Origin of the sequence: Micrococcus sp. IITD107, assembly GCF_041927415.1 — a bacterium.
GTDB lineage: Bacteria > Actinomycetota > Actinomycetes > Actinomycetales > Micrococcaceae > Citricoccus > Citricoccus terreus.
The window spans coordinates 300,182-317,333 of sequence record NZ_JBHFFN010000001.1 but is presented as its reverse complement, the minus strand read 5'-3'; the positions used below and the strand labels follow the sequence as shown (position 1 = coordinate 317,333).

17 protein-coding genes are annotated in these 17,152 nt (G+C 69.7%); 6 read left to right on the top strand and 11 right to left on the bottom strand.

Annotated elements, in window-relative coordinates:
* Nucleotides 1-38: 38 nt before the first annotated feature.
* Both ACEXHE_RS01455 and ACEXHE_RS01450 read right to left on the bottom strand, forming a co-directional pair.
* Nucleotides 39-518, bottom strand: coding sequence for a redoxin domain-containing protein (locus ACEXHE_RS01455; RefSeq protein WP_374784454.1), 480 nt, complete (start codon nt 516-518; stop codon nt 39-41).
* An 11-nt stretch (nt 519-529) separates the two neighbouring features.
* Complete coding sequence (locus ACEXHE_RS01450; protein ID WP_091695258.1) at nt 530-910, bottom strand: DUF3052 domain-containing protein; 381 nt, start codon at nt 908-910, stop codon at nt 530-532.
* 389 nt (nt 911-1,299) lie between these two features.
* On the opposite strand from ACEXHE_RS01450, the gene aceE reads away from it, so the two are divergent.
* The 6 genes from aceE to fabF all read left to right on the top strand — a co-directional run bounded on the left by aceE (nt 1,300) and on the right by fabF (nt 9,176).
* Nucleotides 1,300-3,999: a pyruvate dehydrogenase (acetyl-transferring), homodimeric type gene (gene aceE, locus ACEXHE_RS01445; protein WP_374784453.1), complete on the top strand. Its 2,700-nt coding sequence runs from the start codon at nt 1,300-1,302 to the stop codon at nt 3,997-3,999.
* Between the two features lie 155 nt (nt 4,000-4,154).
* A complete protein-coding gene (locus ACEXHE_RS01440) occupies nt 4,155-5,354 on the top strand; it encodes a helix-turn-helix domain-containing protein (protein ID WP_317726664.1) in 1,200 nt (399 codons plus the stop codon).
* 78 nt (nt 5,355-5,432) lie between these two features.
* Nucleotides 5,433-6,368, top strand: coding sequence for an ACP S-malonyltransferase (locus tag ACEXHE_RS01435; protein WP_277244657.1), 936 nt, complete (start codon nt 5,433-5,435; stop codon nt 6,366-6,368).
* Nucleotides 6,369-6,407: 39 nt separating this feature from the next.
* On the top strand, nt 6,408-7,463 hold the full coding sequence (locus tag ACEXHE_RS01430) for a beta-ketoacyl-ACP synthase III (RefSeq protein ID WP_260062961.1): 1,056 nt from the start codon (nt 6,408-6,410) through the stop codon (nt 7,461-7,463).
* A 93-nt stretch (nt 7,464-7,556) separates the two neighbouring features.
* Entirely contained in the window at nt 7,557-7,802 is a 246-nt protein-coding gene (locus tag ACEXHE_RS01425) for an acyl carrier protein (RefSeq protein ID WP_091694372.1), read from the top strand.
* Between the two features lie 123 nt (nt 7,803-7,925).
* The gene (gene fabF, locus ACEXHE_RS01420) at nt 7,926-9,176 is read left to right on the top strand and encodes a beta-ketoacyl-ACP synthase II (RefSeq protein WP_260062960.1); all 1,251 of its coding nucleotides are present in this window, start codon (nt 7,926-7,928) and stop codon (nt 9,174-9,176) included.
* A gap of 89 nt (nt 9,177-9,265) precedes the next feature.
* Here fabF and ACEXHE_RS01415 read toward each other — a convergent pair whose 3' ends face one another.
* The 9 genes from ACEXHE_RS01415 to lepB (ACEXHE_RS01375) all read right to left on the bottom strand — a co-directional run bounded on the left by ACEXHE_RS01415 (nt 9,266) and on the right by lepB (ACEXHE_RS01375) (nt 17,098).
* On the bottom strand, nt 9,266-9,769 hold the full coding sequence (locus ACEXHE_RS01415) for a DUF3145 domain-containing protein (RefSeq protein ID WP_260062799.1): 504 nt from the start codon (nt 9,767-9,769) through the stop codon (nt 9,266-9,268).
* Nucleotides 9,770-9,983: 214 nt separating this feature from the next.
* Nucleotides 9,984-11,018 carry a tyrosine recombinase XerC gene (locus ACEXHE_RS01410; RefSeq protein ID WP_374784452.1) on the bottom strand — a complete coding sequence of 345 codons (1,035 nt, stop codon included), beginning with the start codon at nt 11,016-11,018 and terminating at the stop codon, nt 9,984-9,986.
* Between the two features lie 23 nt (nt 11,019-11,041).
* Nucleotides 11,042-12,277: a DNA-processing protein DprA gene (gene dprA, locus ACEXHE_RS01405; RefSeq protein ID WP_374784451.1), complete on the bottom strand. Its 1,236-nt coding sequence runs from the start codon at nt 12,275-12,277 to the stop codon at nt 11,042-11,044.
* Nucleotides 12,274-13,860: a YifB family Mg chelatase-like AAA ATPase gene (locus ACEXHE_RS01400; protein WP_374784836.1), complete on the bottom strand. Its 1,587-nt coding sequence runs from the start codon at nt 13,858-13,860 to the stop codon at nt 12,274-12,276. The genes dprA and ACEXHE_RS01400 overlap by 4 nt, the downstream gene beginning before the upstream one ends.
* A gap of 44 nt (nt 13,861-13,904) precedes the next feature.
* Nucleotides 13,905-14,336 (bottom strand): YraN family protein, encoded by a 432-nt coding sequence (locus ACEXHE_RS01395; protein WP_091694390.1) that lies wholly within the window; start codon nt 14,334-14,336, stop codon nt 13,905-13,907.
* Nucleotides 14,337-14,485: 149 nt separating this feature from the next.
* On the bottom strand, nt 14,486-14,806 hold the full coding sequence (locus ACEXHE_RS01390) for a DUF2469 domain-containing protein (protein ID WP_374784450.1): 321 nt from the start codon (nt 14,804-14,806) through the stop codon (nt 14,486-14,488).
* Entirely contained in the window at nt 14,803-15,558 is a 756-nt protein-coding gene (locus ACEXHE_RS01385) for a ribonuclease HII (protein ID WP_374784449.1), read from the bottom strand. The genes ACEXHE_RS01390 and ACEXHE_RS01385 overlap by 4 nt, the downstream gene beginning before the upstream one ends.
* Entirely contained in the window at nt 15,555-16,349 is a 795-nt protein-coding gene (lepB, locus tag ACEXHE_RS01380) for a signal peptidase I (RefSeq protein WP_374784448.1), read from the bottom strand. Before lepB (ACEXHE_RS01380) ends, ACEXHE_RS01385 begins: the two co-directional genes overlap by 4 nt.
* Entirely contained in the window at nt 16,349-17,098 is a 750-nt protein-coding gene (gene lepB, locus ACEXHE_RS01375) for a signal peptidase I (RefSeq protein ID WP_374784447.1), read from the bottom strand. The genes lepB (ACEXHE_RS01380) and lepB (ACEXHE_RS01375) overlap by 1 nt, the downstream gene beginning before the upstream one ends.
* Nucleotides 17,099-17,152: the final 54 nt, after the last annotated feature.

Below are 17,152 nucleotides of genomic sequence, written 5' to 3'. Positions count from 1 at the left end.
TCTCGCTCGGCGTGTCGCGGCATGCAGCGCGCACGTGTTCAGAGGTTCAGGTGGGACTGGGGGGTGCGTTCCTCGCCTGGGGCTGCCTGGATCCGGTGCAGGACGGTGCCGTCCACGTCGATCAGCACGCTGGAGCGCCGGGCACGGCCGGACTCGGGGTCGAACTCCCCCAGCAGCTGTGCCGCGGCACCGTGCGGCCAGAAGTCGGAGAGCATCGGGATGCTGATCCCCCTCTCCTCCGCCACGGCGCGCAGCACCGGCGCGGGGTCACAGGAGACGATCCGCAGGGCGATGGCCTGATCGGCCAGCTGGTCGGCCAACGACTGCATCCAGCCCAGCTCGCGGGTGCACACCGGGGTGAAGGCCCCCGGCAGGAAGGCGATCCAGCAGCGCGAGGCGACGGAGCCGCCGTCGGGAAGGAGGAAGCCCTCCGTCCGCTCGCCTGACGGGGCCAGCGGAGGCCAGGCCCACGGCTGGCCGTGCTGATCGCGCAGACGCGGGGTGGTCGGCGGTACCACCGGGTGGGCCGTCAGGACTTGCGGCGGCCGACCAGTCGTGTGGCCGACCAGTCCTCGGAGACGCCCGCTGTGGTGGTCACGTGCAGGCCGGCGGTGGGAGCGGCCTCATTGGCATCCGCGGGATCCACGTAGCCCTCACGGCCCTTGCGCGGGGTGAACAGCCAGACCGGGCCGGAGTCCAGTGAGGTCTGCACGTCCACGAGGGCATCGGTGAGGTCGGTGACGTCGCCGTCGTCCTCACGCCACCACAGGATGACGGCGTCCACGGGCTCCTGGTCGTCCTCCGTGAGCAGCTCGGAGCCGAGTCCGTCCTCCAGCGCGTCACGGAAGTCGAAGTCGACGTCATCGTCGTAGCCGAACTCCTGGACCAGCTGTCCGTGGGTCAGACCCATCAGCTGTGCTGGTCCCTCTCCGGCCTCCGCGGTGGGTGCTGCGGCTGCCGACTCTGGCTGGTTCACGTCACGTTCCTCTCACATCCTCAGTGGATCCTGTGGAATCCAGGGCCCACCGGGCGGGGGCCCTTCCGACCAAGGGTACTGCCCTGCCGCCCTGAGGGCACGCCGCACCCCAGACAAGCGGTCCGTCACCGACGTCACGCAGGCTGACCCTGGGGTCCCACAGGCACTACAGTCGACACTGGAAGTCCTGGCCCAGGGACGCCGCAGGACAAGATCCCGACGGCAGCCCGGTCCGGCACCGTGGACACCATCCGCTATGAAGAGAGGTTGCCGTGAGCGCAGCTGAAGAAAGCTCCCATATCCTCAGTGGCCTGACGAATCAGATGCCCGACAAGGATCCGCAGGAGACCGCCGAATGGATCGAGTCCTTCGACGGCCTGGTGGAGTCGCGTGGCACCGAGCGCGCTGAATACATCATGCGCAGCCTGCTGCAGCGAGCCGGCACCAAGTCGGTGGGCGTGCCCATGGTCACCACCACCGACTACGTCAACACCATCCCGGTGGACCAGGAACCCGAGTTCCCGGGCGACGAGGAGATGGAGCGCCGCTACCGCAACTACCTGCGGTGGAACGCGGCGATGATCGTCCAGCGCGCCCAGCGCAAGGGCGTGGAGGTCGGCGGCCACATCTCCTCCTACGCCGGTCAGTCCACCCTGTACGAAGTGGGCCTGAACCACTTCTTCCGCGGAGCCGACCACCCCGGCGGCGGCGACCAGATCTTCTTCCAGGGGCACTCCTCCCCCGGCAACTACGCCCGTGCCTTCCTGGAGGGACGCCTGACCGAGGAGGAGCTGGACGGGTTCCGCCAGGAGAAGTCCAAGGCCCCGCACGGCCTGCCCTCCTACCCGCACCCGCGGATGAAGCCGGACTTCTGGCAGTTCCCCACCGTGTCCATGGGCCTGGGGCCCTCCAATGCCATCCTGCAGGCCCAGTTCAACCGGTACCTGCACAACCGCGGCATCAAGGACACCTCGCAGCAGCACGTGTGGGCGTTCCTGGGCGACGGCGAGATGGACGAGCCGGAGTCGCGCGGCGCACTGCACATCGCCGCCAACGACAAGCTGGACAACCTCACGTTCGTGGTCAACTGCAACCTGCAGCGCCTGGACGGACCGGTGCGCGGCAACGGCAAGATCATCCAGGAGCTGGAGGCCTACTTCCGCGGCGCCGGCTGGAACGTCATCAAGGTCCTGTGGGGCCGCGAATGGGACCAGCTGCTGGAGAAGGACGACGACGGCGAGCTCGTGCGCATCATGAACGAGACCCTGGACGGCGACTACCAGACGTACAAGGCCGAGGACGGCGGATTCGTCCGCGAGCACTTCTTCGGCCGCTCCTCCACCACCAAGGAGATGGTGGCGGAGATGAGCGACGACGAGATCTGGGGCCTCAAGCGCGGCGGCCACGACTACAAGAAGGTCTACGCCGCCTACAAGGCCGCCATGGAGTACAAGGGCAAGCCCACCGTCATCCTGGCCCAGACCATCAAGGGCTACGGGCTGGGCACCCACTTCGAGGGCCGCAACGCCACCCACCAGATGAAGAAGCTGACGGTGGAGGACGTGAAGATGTTCCGCGACCGTCACCGCATCCCGGTCACGGACGAGCAGATCGAGAACGATCCGTACAACGTGCCCTACTACCACCCGGGCCCGGATGCACCGGAGATCAAGTACATGATGGAGCGGCGCAAGGAGCTGGGCGGATTCCTGCCCGAGCGCCGGTCCACGTACTCCAAGCTGCCGCTGCCCCCGGAGTCTGCCTACAAGCAGGCCAAGAAGGGCTCGGGCAAGCAGCTGGCCGCCACCACCATGGCGTTCGTGCGTCTGCTCAAGGACCTGATGCGGGACAAGAACATCGGCCAGCGGATCGTGCCGATCATCCCGGACGAGGCCCGCACCTTCGGCATGGACTCGTTCTTCCCCACCGCGAAGATCTACAACCCCAAGGGGCAGAACTACCTCTCCGTGGACCGGGACCTGTTCCTGTCCTACAAGGAGTCCCCGCAGGGCCAGCTCTTCCACGTGGGCATCAACGAGTCCGGTGCCACCTCGGCGTTCAACGCCGCCGGCACCTCGTACGCCACCCACGGCGAGCTGATGATCCCGGTGTACATCTTCTACTCGATGTTCGGCTTCCAGCGCACCGGGGACACCTTCTGGGCGGCAGCGGACCAGATGGCCCGCGGGTTCGTGATCGGCGCGACCGCCGGACGGACCACCCTGACCGGTGAGGGCACCCAGCACGCGGACGGGCACTCCCCGATCCTGGCCGCCACCAACCCGGCCGTGAAGCACTACGACCCGGCGTTCGGCTACGAGATCGCCCACATCGTCCGCCAGGGCCTGGAGGACATGTTCGGCGACCACGACCGCGGCGAGGACGTGCGCAACGTCATGTACTACCTCACCGTGTACAACGAGCCGATCCAGCACCCGGCCGAGCCGGAGGACCTGGACGTGGAGGGCCTGCTCAAGGGCATCTACAAGTACCAGGACGGTCAGGGCGAGGGACCCAAGGTCCAGCTGATGGGCTCCGGTGTCTCCCTGCCGTGGGCGATCGAGGCCCAGCAGATCCTGGCCGAGGACTGGAACGTCTCGGCGGACGTCTGGTCGGTGACCAGCTGGAACGAGCTGCGCCGCGAGGCGGTGGCGGCCGAGCGGAAGGGCTTCATGAACCCCTCCGAGAAGGCCCCGGTCCCGTACATCACCACCAAGCTGGCCGGCGCTGAAGGACCGATCGTGGCCACCACGGACTACATGACCATGGTCCCGGACCAGATCCGCCAGTACATCCCGAACCGCTTCGCCACCCTGGGTGCCGACGACTTCGGGTTCGCGGACACCCGCGCAGCGGCACGCCGCCACTTCGCCATCGACTCCCACTCGATGGTGGTGCGTGCCCTCCAGATGCTGGAGCAGGAGGAGAAGGTCGAGAAGGGCACCGCGGCGAAGGCCTTCGAGAAGTACCGGATCGACGACGTCTCCGCCGGCACCACCGGCAATGCCGGAGGCGACGCGTAAGGCGACCCCTCGCCTGCTCTCCCTGAGCAGGCCCGACGACGGCCGGTGAGGTTCCAGCGGGACCTCACCGGCCGTCGTCGTTCCCGGCGTCTGTGGAGTGGACCGCGACGCCGCAATTGTGGGAAGTCCACAATCCAGGCCCTATGCTCGAGCACATGTCAGAGGCTCGCATCACGCCCCCGCCGCGCAAGGTCTCCGAAGAGTCCCTGCGCCGGCTGAGGTCCCATCTGGGATCGCTGAACACCGCCACCCTGCAGCGGCTGGACAGCACCCTGCCCTGGTACCGCAAGCTCAGCCCGGACGACCGCTCCTCCCTGGGCATGGTGGCCCAGCGCGGCCTGACCGGGTTCCTGGCCTGGTTCGAACGGCCCTCCACCACCATGACCACCCTGCTGGCCGAGGTCTTCGGCGGAGCCCCCACCGAGCTGACCAAGGCGATCAGTCTGCAGAAGGCCCTGCAGCTGATCCGCACCGTGGTGGACGTGGTGGAGGCCCTGGTGCCCGGGATCGTGCAGGACCGGGACCAGTCCGCGGTCCGCGAGGCGGTGCTGCGCTACTCCCGGGAGATCGCCTTCGCCCTGGCCGACGTCTATGCCCGAGCCGCCGAGACACGCGGCGCCTGGGACTCACGACTGGAGGCGGTGCTGCTGGACGCCGTACTGCGAGGAGACGAGCCGGATGAGATCCGCTCCCGCGCCGCCGCCGTGGGCTGGAACGGCACCGACGGCGTGCTGGTCATGGCCGGCAGCACCCCCACCACTGATCAGCCCGGGTTCATCTCCGATCTGCGCCGATCGGCTCTGCGCGCCGGCCTGGACCTGATGGTGGGAGTCCAGGCAGAACGTCTCATCCTGGTGGTGGGAGGGGTCGTGGACCCGGCCCGGTCCGCCGAGGTGTTCGTGGGGGGCTTCGGGGACGGACCGGTGGTCTACGGCCCCATGGTGGACTCTCTGACGGAGGCCCATCGCAGCGCCCGGGAGGCCCTGGCCGGGCTGTCCGCTGCCTGCGCCTGGACCCGAGTGCCTCGCCCCGCCGACACCCAGGACCTGCTCCCCGAGCGGGCACTGCAGGGAGATCCCACCGCCACTGAGGTCCTGCTCCACCGCGTGCACGCTCCACTGGCCGCCGCCGGCACCAACCTGCTCGAGACCGTGGACACCTACTGTGAGCTCGGACATTCCCTCGAGGGCACCGCCCGGGAGCTGTTCATCCACGCCAACACGGTGCGCTACCGGCTGCGGCGGGTCTCGGAGATCACCGGCTGGGATCCGCTGGTCCCCCGTGACGCCTACGTGCTGCAGACGGCCCTCGCCGTCGGCCGGCTCCATGCGCCGACCGAAGCCCCCAGCTTGTAGGAACCCTCCAAAGAGGTTCGATGAGGTTGGTGTCCGTGGCGCCGGGCTGGCGGGCCTTGAGGCTGACAGAGTTGGACCATGCTCGCCATCGTGTGCCCTGGACAGGGCTCCCAGACCCCCGGATTCCTCTCCAGTTGGACCGAACTGGACGGCGTCACCGACCGGCTGGCCGCGTGGTCCGAGGCCGCTGGAGTCGACCTGACCGCCCACGGCACCGTCTCCGACGAGCAGACCATCAAGGACACCGCCGTGGCACAGCCGCTGATCGTGGCGGCCGGGCTGCTCTCGGCCCACGCGTTGGGCGTGCAGGACCTGCCTGCCGGAGGCTGGATGGCCGCCGGCCACTCGGTCGGTGAGATCACGGCCGCGGCGCTGGCCGGTGTCCTGACCCACGAGCAGTCACTCGAGTTCGTGCGCATCCGCGCCACCGGCATGGCTGAGGCGGCCGGAGCCACTCCCACCGGCATGTCCGCTGTCCTGGGCGGCGACCCGGACGAGGTCACCGCGCGGCTGGAGGAGCTGGGCCTGGTCCCGGCCAACGCCAACGGCGGCGGTCAGACCGTGGCCGCAGGCTCCTTGGAGGCCCTGGCCACGTTGGCCGAGGAGCCACCCGCCAAGGCCCGGGTCATCGCCCTGAAGGTCGCAGGGGCCTTCCATACCCCGTACATGGAGTCGGCCGTGCCGGCGCTGCGTGACTACGCCGCAGGGCTGCAGCCCCAGGACCCGACTGTCACGCTGCTGTCCAACCGCGACGGGCAGACCGTGACCGACGGGTCCGAGGTGGTGGAACGACTGATCGACCAGGTCACCCGCCCGGTCCGCTGGGACCTGTGCATGGAGTCCCTGGGTGCGGCAGGCGTCACCGGCATCCTGGAGCTGCTTCCTGGAGGCACCCTGACCGGCCTGGCCAAGCGAGCGCTCAAGGGCACGCCCACCCTGGCGGTGAAGTCCCCTGACGACCTCGAGAAGGCCCGGGCCTTCATCACCGAGCACGCCACCCCTGTGGCTGACTGACGCCGAGCCGCCCTTTTCTCCCCACAGACCGAGGACCCCATGAGCACCCCCACCTTGAAGCAGTACACTCCCGCGGCCGGCAGCCGCATCCTGAGCGTGGGCGCCGCCCGCGGCACCCAGATCGTGACCAACGACGACATCGCCGGTCCCATCGACTCCTCGGACGAGTGGATCCGGCAGCGCACCGGGATCATCACCCGCCATCGCGCGGATGCCGACACCTCGCTGCTGGACCTGGCCACCGAGGCCGCCCGGGAGGCCGTGGAGCGGGCCGGGCTGACCGGTGAGGACATCGACGCGGTGATCGTCTCCACGGTGACCTTCCCCTATGCCACCCCGTCCGCGGCTGCGGCGCTGTGCCACAACATCGGCGCCACGCCCGCACCGGCCTATGATGTCTCGGCCGCCTGCGCCGGTTACTGCTACGGGGTGGCCCAGGCCGACGCCCTGGTCCGTTCCGGCATGGCACGCCACGTGGTCGTGGTGGGCGCCGAGAAGCTCTCCGATGTCATCGACGGCACCGAACGCTCCATCTCCTTCATCCTGGGCGACGGCGCCGGAGCAGTGGTGGTCGGCGCCTCGGATGAGCCCGGCATCGGCCCCAGCGTCTGGGGCTCGGACGGCGAACGGTGGGAGACCGTCTCCATGACCCGCTCCCAGCTGGACATGCGCGACGCCATTGAGAAGGCCCGCACCACTGGAGACACCACCGAGCTGACCGACCCGGAGAACAAGCTCTGGCCCACCCTGCGCCAGGACGGACCCAGCGTCTTCCGCTGGGCGGTCTGGTCCATGGCCAAGGTGGCCCAGCAGGCCTTGGACGCGGCCGGCGTCGGGCCCGAGGACCTGGCCGCCTTCCTGCCCCACCAGGCCAATGCCCGGATCATCGATGAGATGGCCAAGCAGCTGAAGCTGCCCGAGTCCGTGGTGATCGGCAGGGACATCGCCGATGCCGGGAACACCTCCGCCGCGTCGATTCCGCTGGCTATGCACCGCGTGCTGGAGGAGAACCCCTCCCTGAGCGGAGGTCTGGCCCTGCAGATCGGATTCGGCGCCGGACTGGTCTACGGCGCGCAGGTCGTCCGCCTGCCTTGAGCAACTCCGCGTGCCAGACTGGCACCGGGAACACCATCACCCACCCCGGGCCGGCAGAACCGCCGGTCCGTCACCTCACCGAAGGAGAACACTGTGGCAACCAAGGAAGAGATCCTGCTGGGCCTGGCCGAGATCGTCAACGAGGAGACCGGCCTGGAGACCGAAGAGGTCCAGCTGGACAAGTCCTTCACCGACGATCTGGACATCGACTCCATCTCGATGATGACCATCGTGGTCAACGCCGAGGAGAAGTTCGATGTGAAGATCCCGGACGAGGAGGTCAAGAACCTCAAGACCGTCGGTGACGCCGTCGACTACATCGACAACGCCCAGGCCTGACCCTCTGCGGGACCCGATGGGCCGGGGCTGGATGATGATCGCCCCGGCCCATCCCCCGCACCCCTGAACCGAACGATTCCCCGATGTCTGGGCAGCACGCCGCAGACCACTGAAGGCAGACCCATGACACGAACAGCAGTCATCACCGGACTCGGCGCCACCACCCCCATCGGCGGTGACGTGCCCACCCTCTGGAAGAACGCCCTGGCAGGCACCTCCGGAGCAGCCACCCTCACCGACGACTGGGTGGAGCAGTACTCCCTGCCCGTCACCTTCGCCGCCCGCGTGAGCACCCCGGCCTCCGAGGCGCTCAGCCGCGTGGAGATCAAGCGTGCCGACCCCTCCACCCAGTTCGGCCTGATCGCCGCCCGGCAGGCCTGGGCCGACGCCGGGCTCGAGGGCTCGGTGGGAGAGGGCCTGGACCCCGAGCGGTTCGCCGTCTCCTTCGGCACCGGCATCGGCGGGGTCTGGACCCTGCTGGACGCCTGGGACACCCTGCGTGAGAAGGGTCCGCGGCGGGTCATGCCGATGACCGTTCCCATGCTGATGCCCAACGGCCCCGCTGCCGCCATCAGCCTGGACCTCGGTGCCCGCGCCGGTGCTCGCACCCTGGTCTCCGCCTGTGCCTCCGGCACCGAGGCCCTGCACCTGGGACTGGAGCTGATCCGCTCCGGTGAGGCCGATGTGGTCCTGTGCGGCGGTGCCGAAGCGGCCATCCACCCCATGCCCCTGGCCGCGTTCGCCTCCATGCAGGCGTTGTCCCGCCGCAACGATGAGCCCGAGCGAGCATCTCGACCCTACGACCGCGACCGTGACGGCTTCGTCATGGGAGAGGGCGCCGGCGCCCTGGTGCTGGAGTCCGAGGATCATGCCCGAGCACGCGGAGCGAAGATCTACGCGGAGTTGGCCGGCACTGGCGTCACCTCCGACTCCCACCACATCACCGCTCCTGAACCGGAAGGCCTGGGTGCATCTCGTGCCCTGCGCCAGGCCCTGCACTCGGCCGGTGCGGCTCCGACCGAGGTCTCACACGTCAACGCCCACGCCACGTCCACCCCGGTCGGTGACAAGCCCGAGTACGTGGCCCTGAAGGCCGTGTTCGGTGACCACCTGGAGAACATGTGCGTCTCCGCCACCAAGAGCCAGATGGGTCACCTGTTGGGCGCCTCCGGCGCCGTGGAGTCCGTGCTGACGGTGTTGGCCCTGCACGAGCGCAAGGCACCGGTGACGATCAACCTGGAGAACCAGGATCCGGAGATCCCGCTGGACGTGGTCTCCGGTGCTCCGCGTGACCTGCCGGCGCAGACCATGGCCGTGAACAACTCGTTCGGTTTCGGCGGGCACAACGCCGTCACCCTGTTCCGTTCGGTCTGATCCCGGTCTGCCCGGAACACGAGTCAGGACCTGCCACGCACTGGTGTGGCAGGTCCTGACTCGTGTCTGGGGTCGTGACGAAGCGGGGGTCAGCCGACCTGGTGCAGCCAGCGCACCGGAGCGCCCTCAGCGGCCTGGCGGAACGGCTCGAGCTCCTCGTCCCACGCCTCACCCAGGGCCAGGCTGAGCTCGTGGAAGACGGCAGAAGGATCACCGGCACCCTGCTCGTAGGCGAAGCGAATCCGGTCCTCGGAGACCATGATGTTGCCGGTCACGTCCGTGGTGGCATGGAAGATGCCCAACTCCGGGGTGTGGGACCAGCGGCTGCCATCGCAGCCTGCGGAGGCCTCTTCGGTGATCTCATAGCGCAGGTGGGCCCACCCACGCAGGGCTGAGGCCAGGCGAGAGCCGCTGCCCTGCGGTGCGGTCCAGCTGATCTCGGCACGATAGGCGCCAGGGGACGCCGGTTGAGCCGTCCACTCGAGGGCATCCTGGGCACCCAGGACTGACCCCACTGCCCACTCGATGTGCGGGCAAAGCGCGGCTGGAGCCGAGTGGATGTACAGGATTCCACGGGCTGGTGTTGCAGACATACGTTCCTCCCAGTGCTGTGCGGTACGTCTTCCCCAACGACCACTGCAGCGGGACGGATCCGAAGGATCCACGGGAGGCGGCGCCGAAACGCCGGTCTGTGTGTATTCAGATGCGAGTGAGGCCACCCGTCGGTGGCTTCCGGACCCATTGTGCCCTAGTCCCGGCCCCAGTGCCACCAGGCGGAGGATCAGAGAACGTGTCGGGGCCCGGGCATTAGGCCCGGGGGTGCGCCTGCTGGTACCCCTGGCGGAGCCGTTCGATGGAGATGTGCGTGTACAGCTGCGTGGTCTGGAGGGAGGAGTGGCCCAGCAGTTCCTGGACGGCACGCAGGTCCGCGCCCCCGTCCAGCAGGTGGGTCGCCGCCGTGTGGCGCAGCACATGTGGACCCCGTGCCGAGGTGTCGCCGAGTGCGGCCAGCAGGTCATCCACCAGGGTGCGGATCTGGCGGACCCCCAGTCGTCCACCACGGACACCCAGGAACAGGGCGTCGGCATCGCGGCCGGGGTGAGCGGCGGGGTCCTGTCTCTGGAGCTGAGGGCGCCCGTGACGCAGCCAGCGGTCCAGGGCCTGCCCAGCCGGGACCCCGAAGGGCACGGTGCGCTCCTTGTCCCCCTTGCCGGTCACGCGGAGGGTGCGTCGTTCATGGTCGATGTCAGCCCGGTCCAGTCCGGCCAGTTCCGCCACCCGGATGCCGGTGGCGTAGAGGACCTCCAGGACGGCGACATCGCGCAGCGCCACCGCCCGCTGCGCCGGTGAGCCCTCCGGGGGCGGTTCGGATCCGGACGACGCGGCGGTACGAGCGCGCTGCTGAGCGGTCTCGATCAGGCGGTGGGCCTGACCGGCGTTCAATGCCTCCGGCAGCGACGAGGACCGGCGGGGGCTGGACAGACGCAGAGACGGGTCGGTGGGCCGACGCCCCTCTCTGACGGCCCAGGCCATGAACGTCCGTACCGATGCGGTCTTGCGGGCCAAGGTGGACCGCGCCGCCCCCGTGCCGGAGAGTCGCCCCAGCCAGCCCCGCAGATCGTGCAGGTCCACGGTCTCCAGCACGGCCGGCGGCAGGGTCTGGGCCTCATCCGTCCATCCGGAGGCGGTCAGCACGTCGTGGACGAGGCCATACAGGTCCGAAGTGTAGGCCCGGATGGTCTGCGGGGAACGGTTCCGCTCGTGCTGCAGGTGGACCGCGAAGTCCTCCACCCAGTCACGGTCCTGGGCGGAGATCCGTGGTGGTGGAGGGTCTGCGGACATGCCTCCACTGTGCCACGTCCGACTCAGCGTCCAGCGGACCCCCGCCGCCAACCCCCTGCATGCTGTTCGGCCAGCCCCTGCCGTCCCAGGCGCGTCAGCACGCCCAGCACCGTTCCGGTGCCCAGTCCGGCCACCGAACAGATCCGCGCGACCTCGGCCGGTGCCCGGACCGGAAGCGCCTCGAAGACGAGCAGCTCCTCGACCGTGAGGTGATCGTGCGCCCGCCCCTGCTCCCCCGCCTTCGTGGCGCCGGCGGCGGGGCTGGGACGGGAGAGGCCGTCGTCGGGAAGGGCATGGTGCGGCATCAGGGAGGTGATCTCGTCAGCCTCGGTGACGAGGGTGGACGGGGTCTCCCTCAACAGACGGTGGCACCCAGCCGATGCGGCGGAGGTGATGGGTCCGGGGACCACCCCGACCTCACGTCCCAGGCCGAGCGCATGTCCGGCCGTGTTCTGGGCACCGGAGCGCCAGCGCGCTTCGACCACGACGACGGCCCCGGCCAGTGCGGCGATCAGCCGGTTCCGGGCGAGGAAGCGGTACCGGGTGGGGCTGGCTCCCGGCGGCATCTCCGAGATCAGCAGCCCGGTCTCGGCCACCTGATGCAGCAGCTGCTCGTTGCCCGCCGGATATAACCGGTCCAGGCCACCGGCCATCACGGCCATGGTCGGCGGCTGTCCCTCCCCGGTGGACAGGGCTGCCCGATGCGCGGCGGCGTCGATCCCATAGGCACCGCCGGACAGGACGGTCATGCCGCGCCGGGCCACCCCGGACCCCAGCTGGGCGGTGACCTGCTGCCCGTACTGGGTGGCCTCACGAGAGCCCACCACGGCGACGGTCCGATGCGCCGCAGGGATCGAGGACGCGCCTCGGCACCAGAGCGCCAAGGGGGCCTGCTCGCCGAGGTCATCCACGGCCTCGGGCCAGTCCGGGTCGCCGGGGACCAGCAGTCGGCCGCCCAGGCGGTGGATCGTCTCGAGGTCTCGGTCCGGCGCCAGGTCAGCTCGACGTGTGCTCCACCGTTCCTGTGCAGCGGACCAGGTCCTCGAGGTGACCCGGTGGCCCTGGTCGGCAGCGGCCACCACGAGGTCCTGACGTTCGCCCGGTTCAGGGGCGTCCGGCCCGCCGAGCACCTGCAGCGCCCGTTCGGCTCCCCAGCAGCGGACGGCCAGAGCGCCCAGCCCGTCACCGGGTTCGAGCAGACGGGTCAGGGCGGCTCGGGCGCGACGCTCGTCCACAGTGGGTCCAGTGGAGGGGTTCATGTGTCCTCACGCTCCGTGCGTCGGCGCAGATAGAGGGCGGTGTCGATGTCTGCGGCCGTCGGCGTCTCCGATCCGTTCAGGTCCGCCACAGTCCAGGCCACCCGGAGCACTCGGGCATAGCCGCGGGCGGTCAGCTCTCCGTGGTCCAGGGCGTGGTCCAGTGCCCGGCGGACCGCACGGTCAGGTGCCAGGCGGCCCTGGCGCAGTGCTGAGGCGGGCAGGTGGGAGTTCCTGCTCAACCCCCACGGCGCCAAGCGGGCCAGCTGCCGATCCACGGCGGCCTGGACCCGCTCGGCCACCGAGGCGCTGCTCTCACCTCCAGCACCCCGAGTCAGAGCCGAGGCGTCCAGGGCGGGCACAGTGACCTGCAGATCCACCCGGTCCAGCAGCGGACCCGAGAGCTTGGCCGCGTACCGACGGCGCTGCAGTGAGGTGCATCGGCACCGGGCCGCACGCCCGATGCCCCAGCCGCAGGGACACGGATTGGCCGCCAGCACCAGCTGGAACCGCGCAGGATAGGACACCGCACCGGCGGCCCGATGCAGGGTCACGGTCCCTGATTCCAGCGGCTGGCGCAGGGCATCAAGCACGCGCCGTTCGAACTCAGGGGCCTCGTCCAGGAACAGCACCCCGCCGTGGGCCAACGAGGCCGCCCCGGGCCGGGCCAGACCGGATCCGCCGCCGACCAGTGCGGCCATACTGGAGGAGTGGTGCGGGGCCACGAACGGTGCAGCACGGACCAGGCTGGCCGCCTCCCCGGACCTCGGCGTCAGGGACCGGACAGCGGTCACCTCCAGGGCGGTGCGGTCATCCAACGAGGGCAGGATACTGGGCAGCCGTTCGGCCAGCATCGTCTTCCCGGCGCCAGGGCTGCCCTCCAGCAGCAGGTGATGCCCTCCTGCTGCAGCCACCTCCAGGGCGTACCGCGCCTCGGACTGACCGGTGACGTCCGCCAGGTCCGGCAGCTCCGCCGCAGTGATGACACGGAGTCTCGGAGTGGCCCCTTCCTGGTCCGCCCCGTCCTCGGGCCGGTGCCGACAAGCCGGGGGGCGGATCACGGCGGGGATCGTCACCGGGTCCGGGTCTCCTCCGAAAGCTCGGATGACCTCGGACAGGGTCTCGAAACCCCTCACCCGGGCACCTGGCACCAGGGATGCCTCCTCGACTGATGCGGCCGCCACCACCACGTCCGGATGACCGGCATCCACGGCGGCCATGACCGAGGGCAGGATCCCCGGGGCGTGCCGCAGCCGTCCATCGAGACCGAGTTCGGCCAGGAACACCGCCTGGTCGGTGCCGGTGACCTGCCGGTCAGCGGTGTAGGCCGACATCACGATGGCCAGATCGAATCCCGGGCCTCTCTTGTGCAGCGCCGCCGGGACGAGATTGACGGTGAGGTGCCGACGAGTCAGCGGCAGTCCGGAGTTCCGGGCCGCGGCCTTGATCCGATCTCGGCTCTCCTGCAGAGACTGATCCGGCAGTCCCAGCAGGACGAATCCTGGCAGGGACTGACCGATGTCCGCCTCCACCTCCACCAGGTGCCCGTGCATCCCGGTCAAAGCGACCGCCAGCGTCCTGCCCATCAGCGCCCGGGTCACACGGGGGCGCTGGGCAGGTGCCTGCGCGCTCACGGCTGCAGGTCCTTGAGCAGCTCGATCTTCAGTCCGCCGCCGGCGGGGATGAGCACGGACACGGCGTCCACCCGCCAGCGGTCCCGGTGTGACACCCCGGGGTGCTCGGCGGCCCAGGCTCGTGCCAGTCGGTGCAGACGTTGCAGTTTGCGCCGATTGATCGACTCGAAGGGCTCCCCGTAGCCCACGCCTCGGCGGGTCTTCACCTCCACGGCGACCCACCAGCCCTGGACCTCGGCCACGATGTCCAGCTCCCCCGCCGGGCACCGCCAGTTCCGATCCAGGATCCGGTATCCCTGGTCCTGGAGCCACCGAGCTGCCAGGTCCTCCCCGTACCGCCCCAGGGCGGTGTGTGCGGTCGAGGCCACGGGCACGTGCCGGGTGGTCTCGTCCGCACTGCTCGTCTGGTCTGTCTGCTGCGTCTGCATCTGTGCACCTCCACGACCACTGTGGCGCGGTGGCAGGTCATGATGTGGCCGTCCCGGTGCGACTGTGGACAGGATCAGTGGACGAATCCGCTGTGCAGGAGCGGACCGAGGGTGGCGAGCCAGATCAGATCAGACCAGGTCAAGCTGGGTCAGGACAGAGGGCCGTCCGGCATCCCCAGATCCTCAGCGGTCGGCAGCTCCTCGACGTTGACGTCCTTGAAGCTGAGCACACGCACCTTCTTCACGAAGCGCTTGGCCCGGTAGATGTCCCACACCCAGGCGTCCTCGAGCTTGACCTCGACGTACAGGTCCGAGCCGTCCGCATGGGGGGTGACGGTGACCTCGTTGGCCAGGTAGAACCGCCGCTCGGTCTCCACCACGTACCGGAAGAGCCCGACGACGTCACGGTACTCCCGGTAGAGCTGCAGCTCCATCTCGGCCTCGTAGTCATCCAGATCGTCGCCGCTCATGCCCTCCATTGTGCACCGTCCTGTCCCTCGAGCAGATCGCCGAACAGCTCGTCCTGCTGCACCACGGGTTCGGGCAGCAGCCGCCAGGAGCGGCGGTGGTGTTCGGTGATCCCCCGTTCCACCAGAGCTCGCCGATGCCCTTCGGCCCCGTACCCCTTGTTGCCGGCCCACCCGTAGTCCGGGAAGGCGGCGTCCAGCTCCACCATGATCTGATCCCGCTCGACCTTGGCCAGGATGGAGGCAGCCGCGACACTGGCGCACCGCGCATCGGCCTTGACCTTCAGATGGATCCTGTCCGGGCGCGGGCACAGCCCCGTGCAGACCTCGTCGGGCGTGCGGGTGAGCCAGTCGTCCCGTCCATCCAGCAGCAGAACCGGGACCGCGCCGTCCAACTGCGCGATCAGGGCGTGCCAGGCCCGGCGCCCGGCCAGCCCCAGCGCCGTGCTGAGCCCGTACCGGTCGATCTCCGCCGGTGCGGCATGCCCGACGGCGGCCCCCGCGGCCCACGCGCCGATCTCACCCACCAGGGCGGCTCGCCTGGCCGGAGCCAAGGCCTTGGAGTCCTGCACGGCCGGGTGAGCGCCGTCGTCGGGAATCCTCACGGCCACCACGCCCACGGTGACCGGACCGGCCAAGGCACCGCGTCCCACCTCGTCCATCCCGGCCACCAGGCCCGAGCCCTGCACCAGGGAGGACTCGATGCTCAGGTCAGGCAGGGTGCGGGTGGAACGGAGCAGACCAGTGGGACTCACTGCTGGCCGGGCTCCACAGCCCTGGGTTCGGGCACCTGCTCGAAGGCCTCCCGGTCTCCGCCGGCCCCGCCCCAGCGGGTGATCGGCCAGGCGATGACCTCGGCCCGGCCGGTCACATCATCCAGGTCGATGAAACCTTCCCCCGGGCCGTGCTGGTGCATGCGCGAGTCCGCGGAGGCGTTGCGGTGATCGCCCATCACCCAGACCTTGTCCTCGGGGACCACCACGTCGAACGGGATGTCCGAGGGGGTGGCGCCGGGGTGGAGGTAGGGCTCGTCCACCGGCACGCCGTTGACGGTGATCGCGGTGCCGTCGCCGGCGGCCGCCACGTGATCGCCGGGCATGCCGATGACGCGCTTGACCAGGTGCTGTTGGGAGCTGTCCGGCATCAGGCCCACGAACTCGAGCGCGTCCCGGACCGGATTCGCCGGACGCGGGGCCGGCTCGGCCAGCCAGCCCTTGGTGTCCTGGAAGACCACCACGTCTCCGCGATCCAGGCCGAAGGGCTCGGGGATCAGCAGGTTCACGAAGATCCGGTCATCCACCTGCAGCGTCTCCTCCATGGAGCCCGAGGGGATGAAGAAGGCACGGAAGAGGAAGGTCTTGATCAGGAAGGAGATGACGAGCGTGATGCCGACGATCCAGAGGATCTCCTGGACGCCCTTCCAGAGTCGCTGACTCGAGGTGGGCTCCTGAGTGTCCGCGGCCGTTGCGCTCGAGCCGACCTCGTCCGGGCGATGGCTGTCTCCCGGCAGGTCCTGACGTCGCGAGGCCTCGTTGTCCTGATCCACTACCGGTCCTCTCCGCCGTCGCCCTGCACCGGGCCGTCACTGGCCCGACCCTCCACTGTACCGGCCGGACCACGCCGCTCGGTGGGCCAGACGATCTGCGTCACCCGCCCCTCCACCTTGCCCAGCGGAATCATCCCGCCCCCGGGTGCCCCCAGCAGGGCCCGCGAGTCCACCGAGGCTGCGCGGTGATCCCCCAGCAGGAACAGCCGCCCCTCGGGGACCTCCACGGTGAACGGCACCTGGGAGGCCGGCGCGTCCGTGCTGGCAGACTCAGCCAGGTAGGGCTCGGCCAGTGGCTCACCGTTGACCTCCAGCAGCCCCTCGTCCGTGCAGCAGCGCACACTGTCTCCGCCCACGCCGATCACGCGCTTCACGTAGGCGCTGGGGTCCGGGGCCAGGCCCAGCCACTGGGCCGCCCCCTGAAACGCCCGCTCCACACTGGTCCGGGACTGATACTGCGTCAGGCTCCCCTCGCCGTCGAACACCACGATCTGCCCGCGCTGGACCGGCGCCCCGCGGTAGGCCCCGCGGTAGGCCTCGCGGTCCACCGCCACGCGGTCCCCCTCCTGCAGCGTGGGCTCCATGGATCCGGAGGGGATCAGGTACAGATCCGCCACGGTGGAGCGCAGCAGGGCGGCGCCCAGCACCGCCATCACGACGACGGCCACCCCGGACAGCGCCCAGCGGCGCCACCGGCGGGATCGGGTGGCGGACGGACGTGGAGACTCGGTGACGGCGGTGCTGTCCATCAGGGTCCTGGTGTTCGTGAGCTCGGGGGCAGAGGTTCGCAGACGCCACGGGCG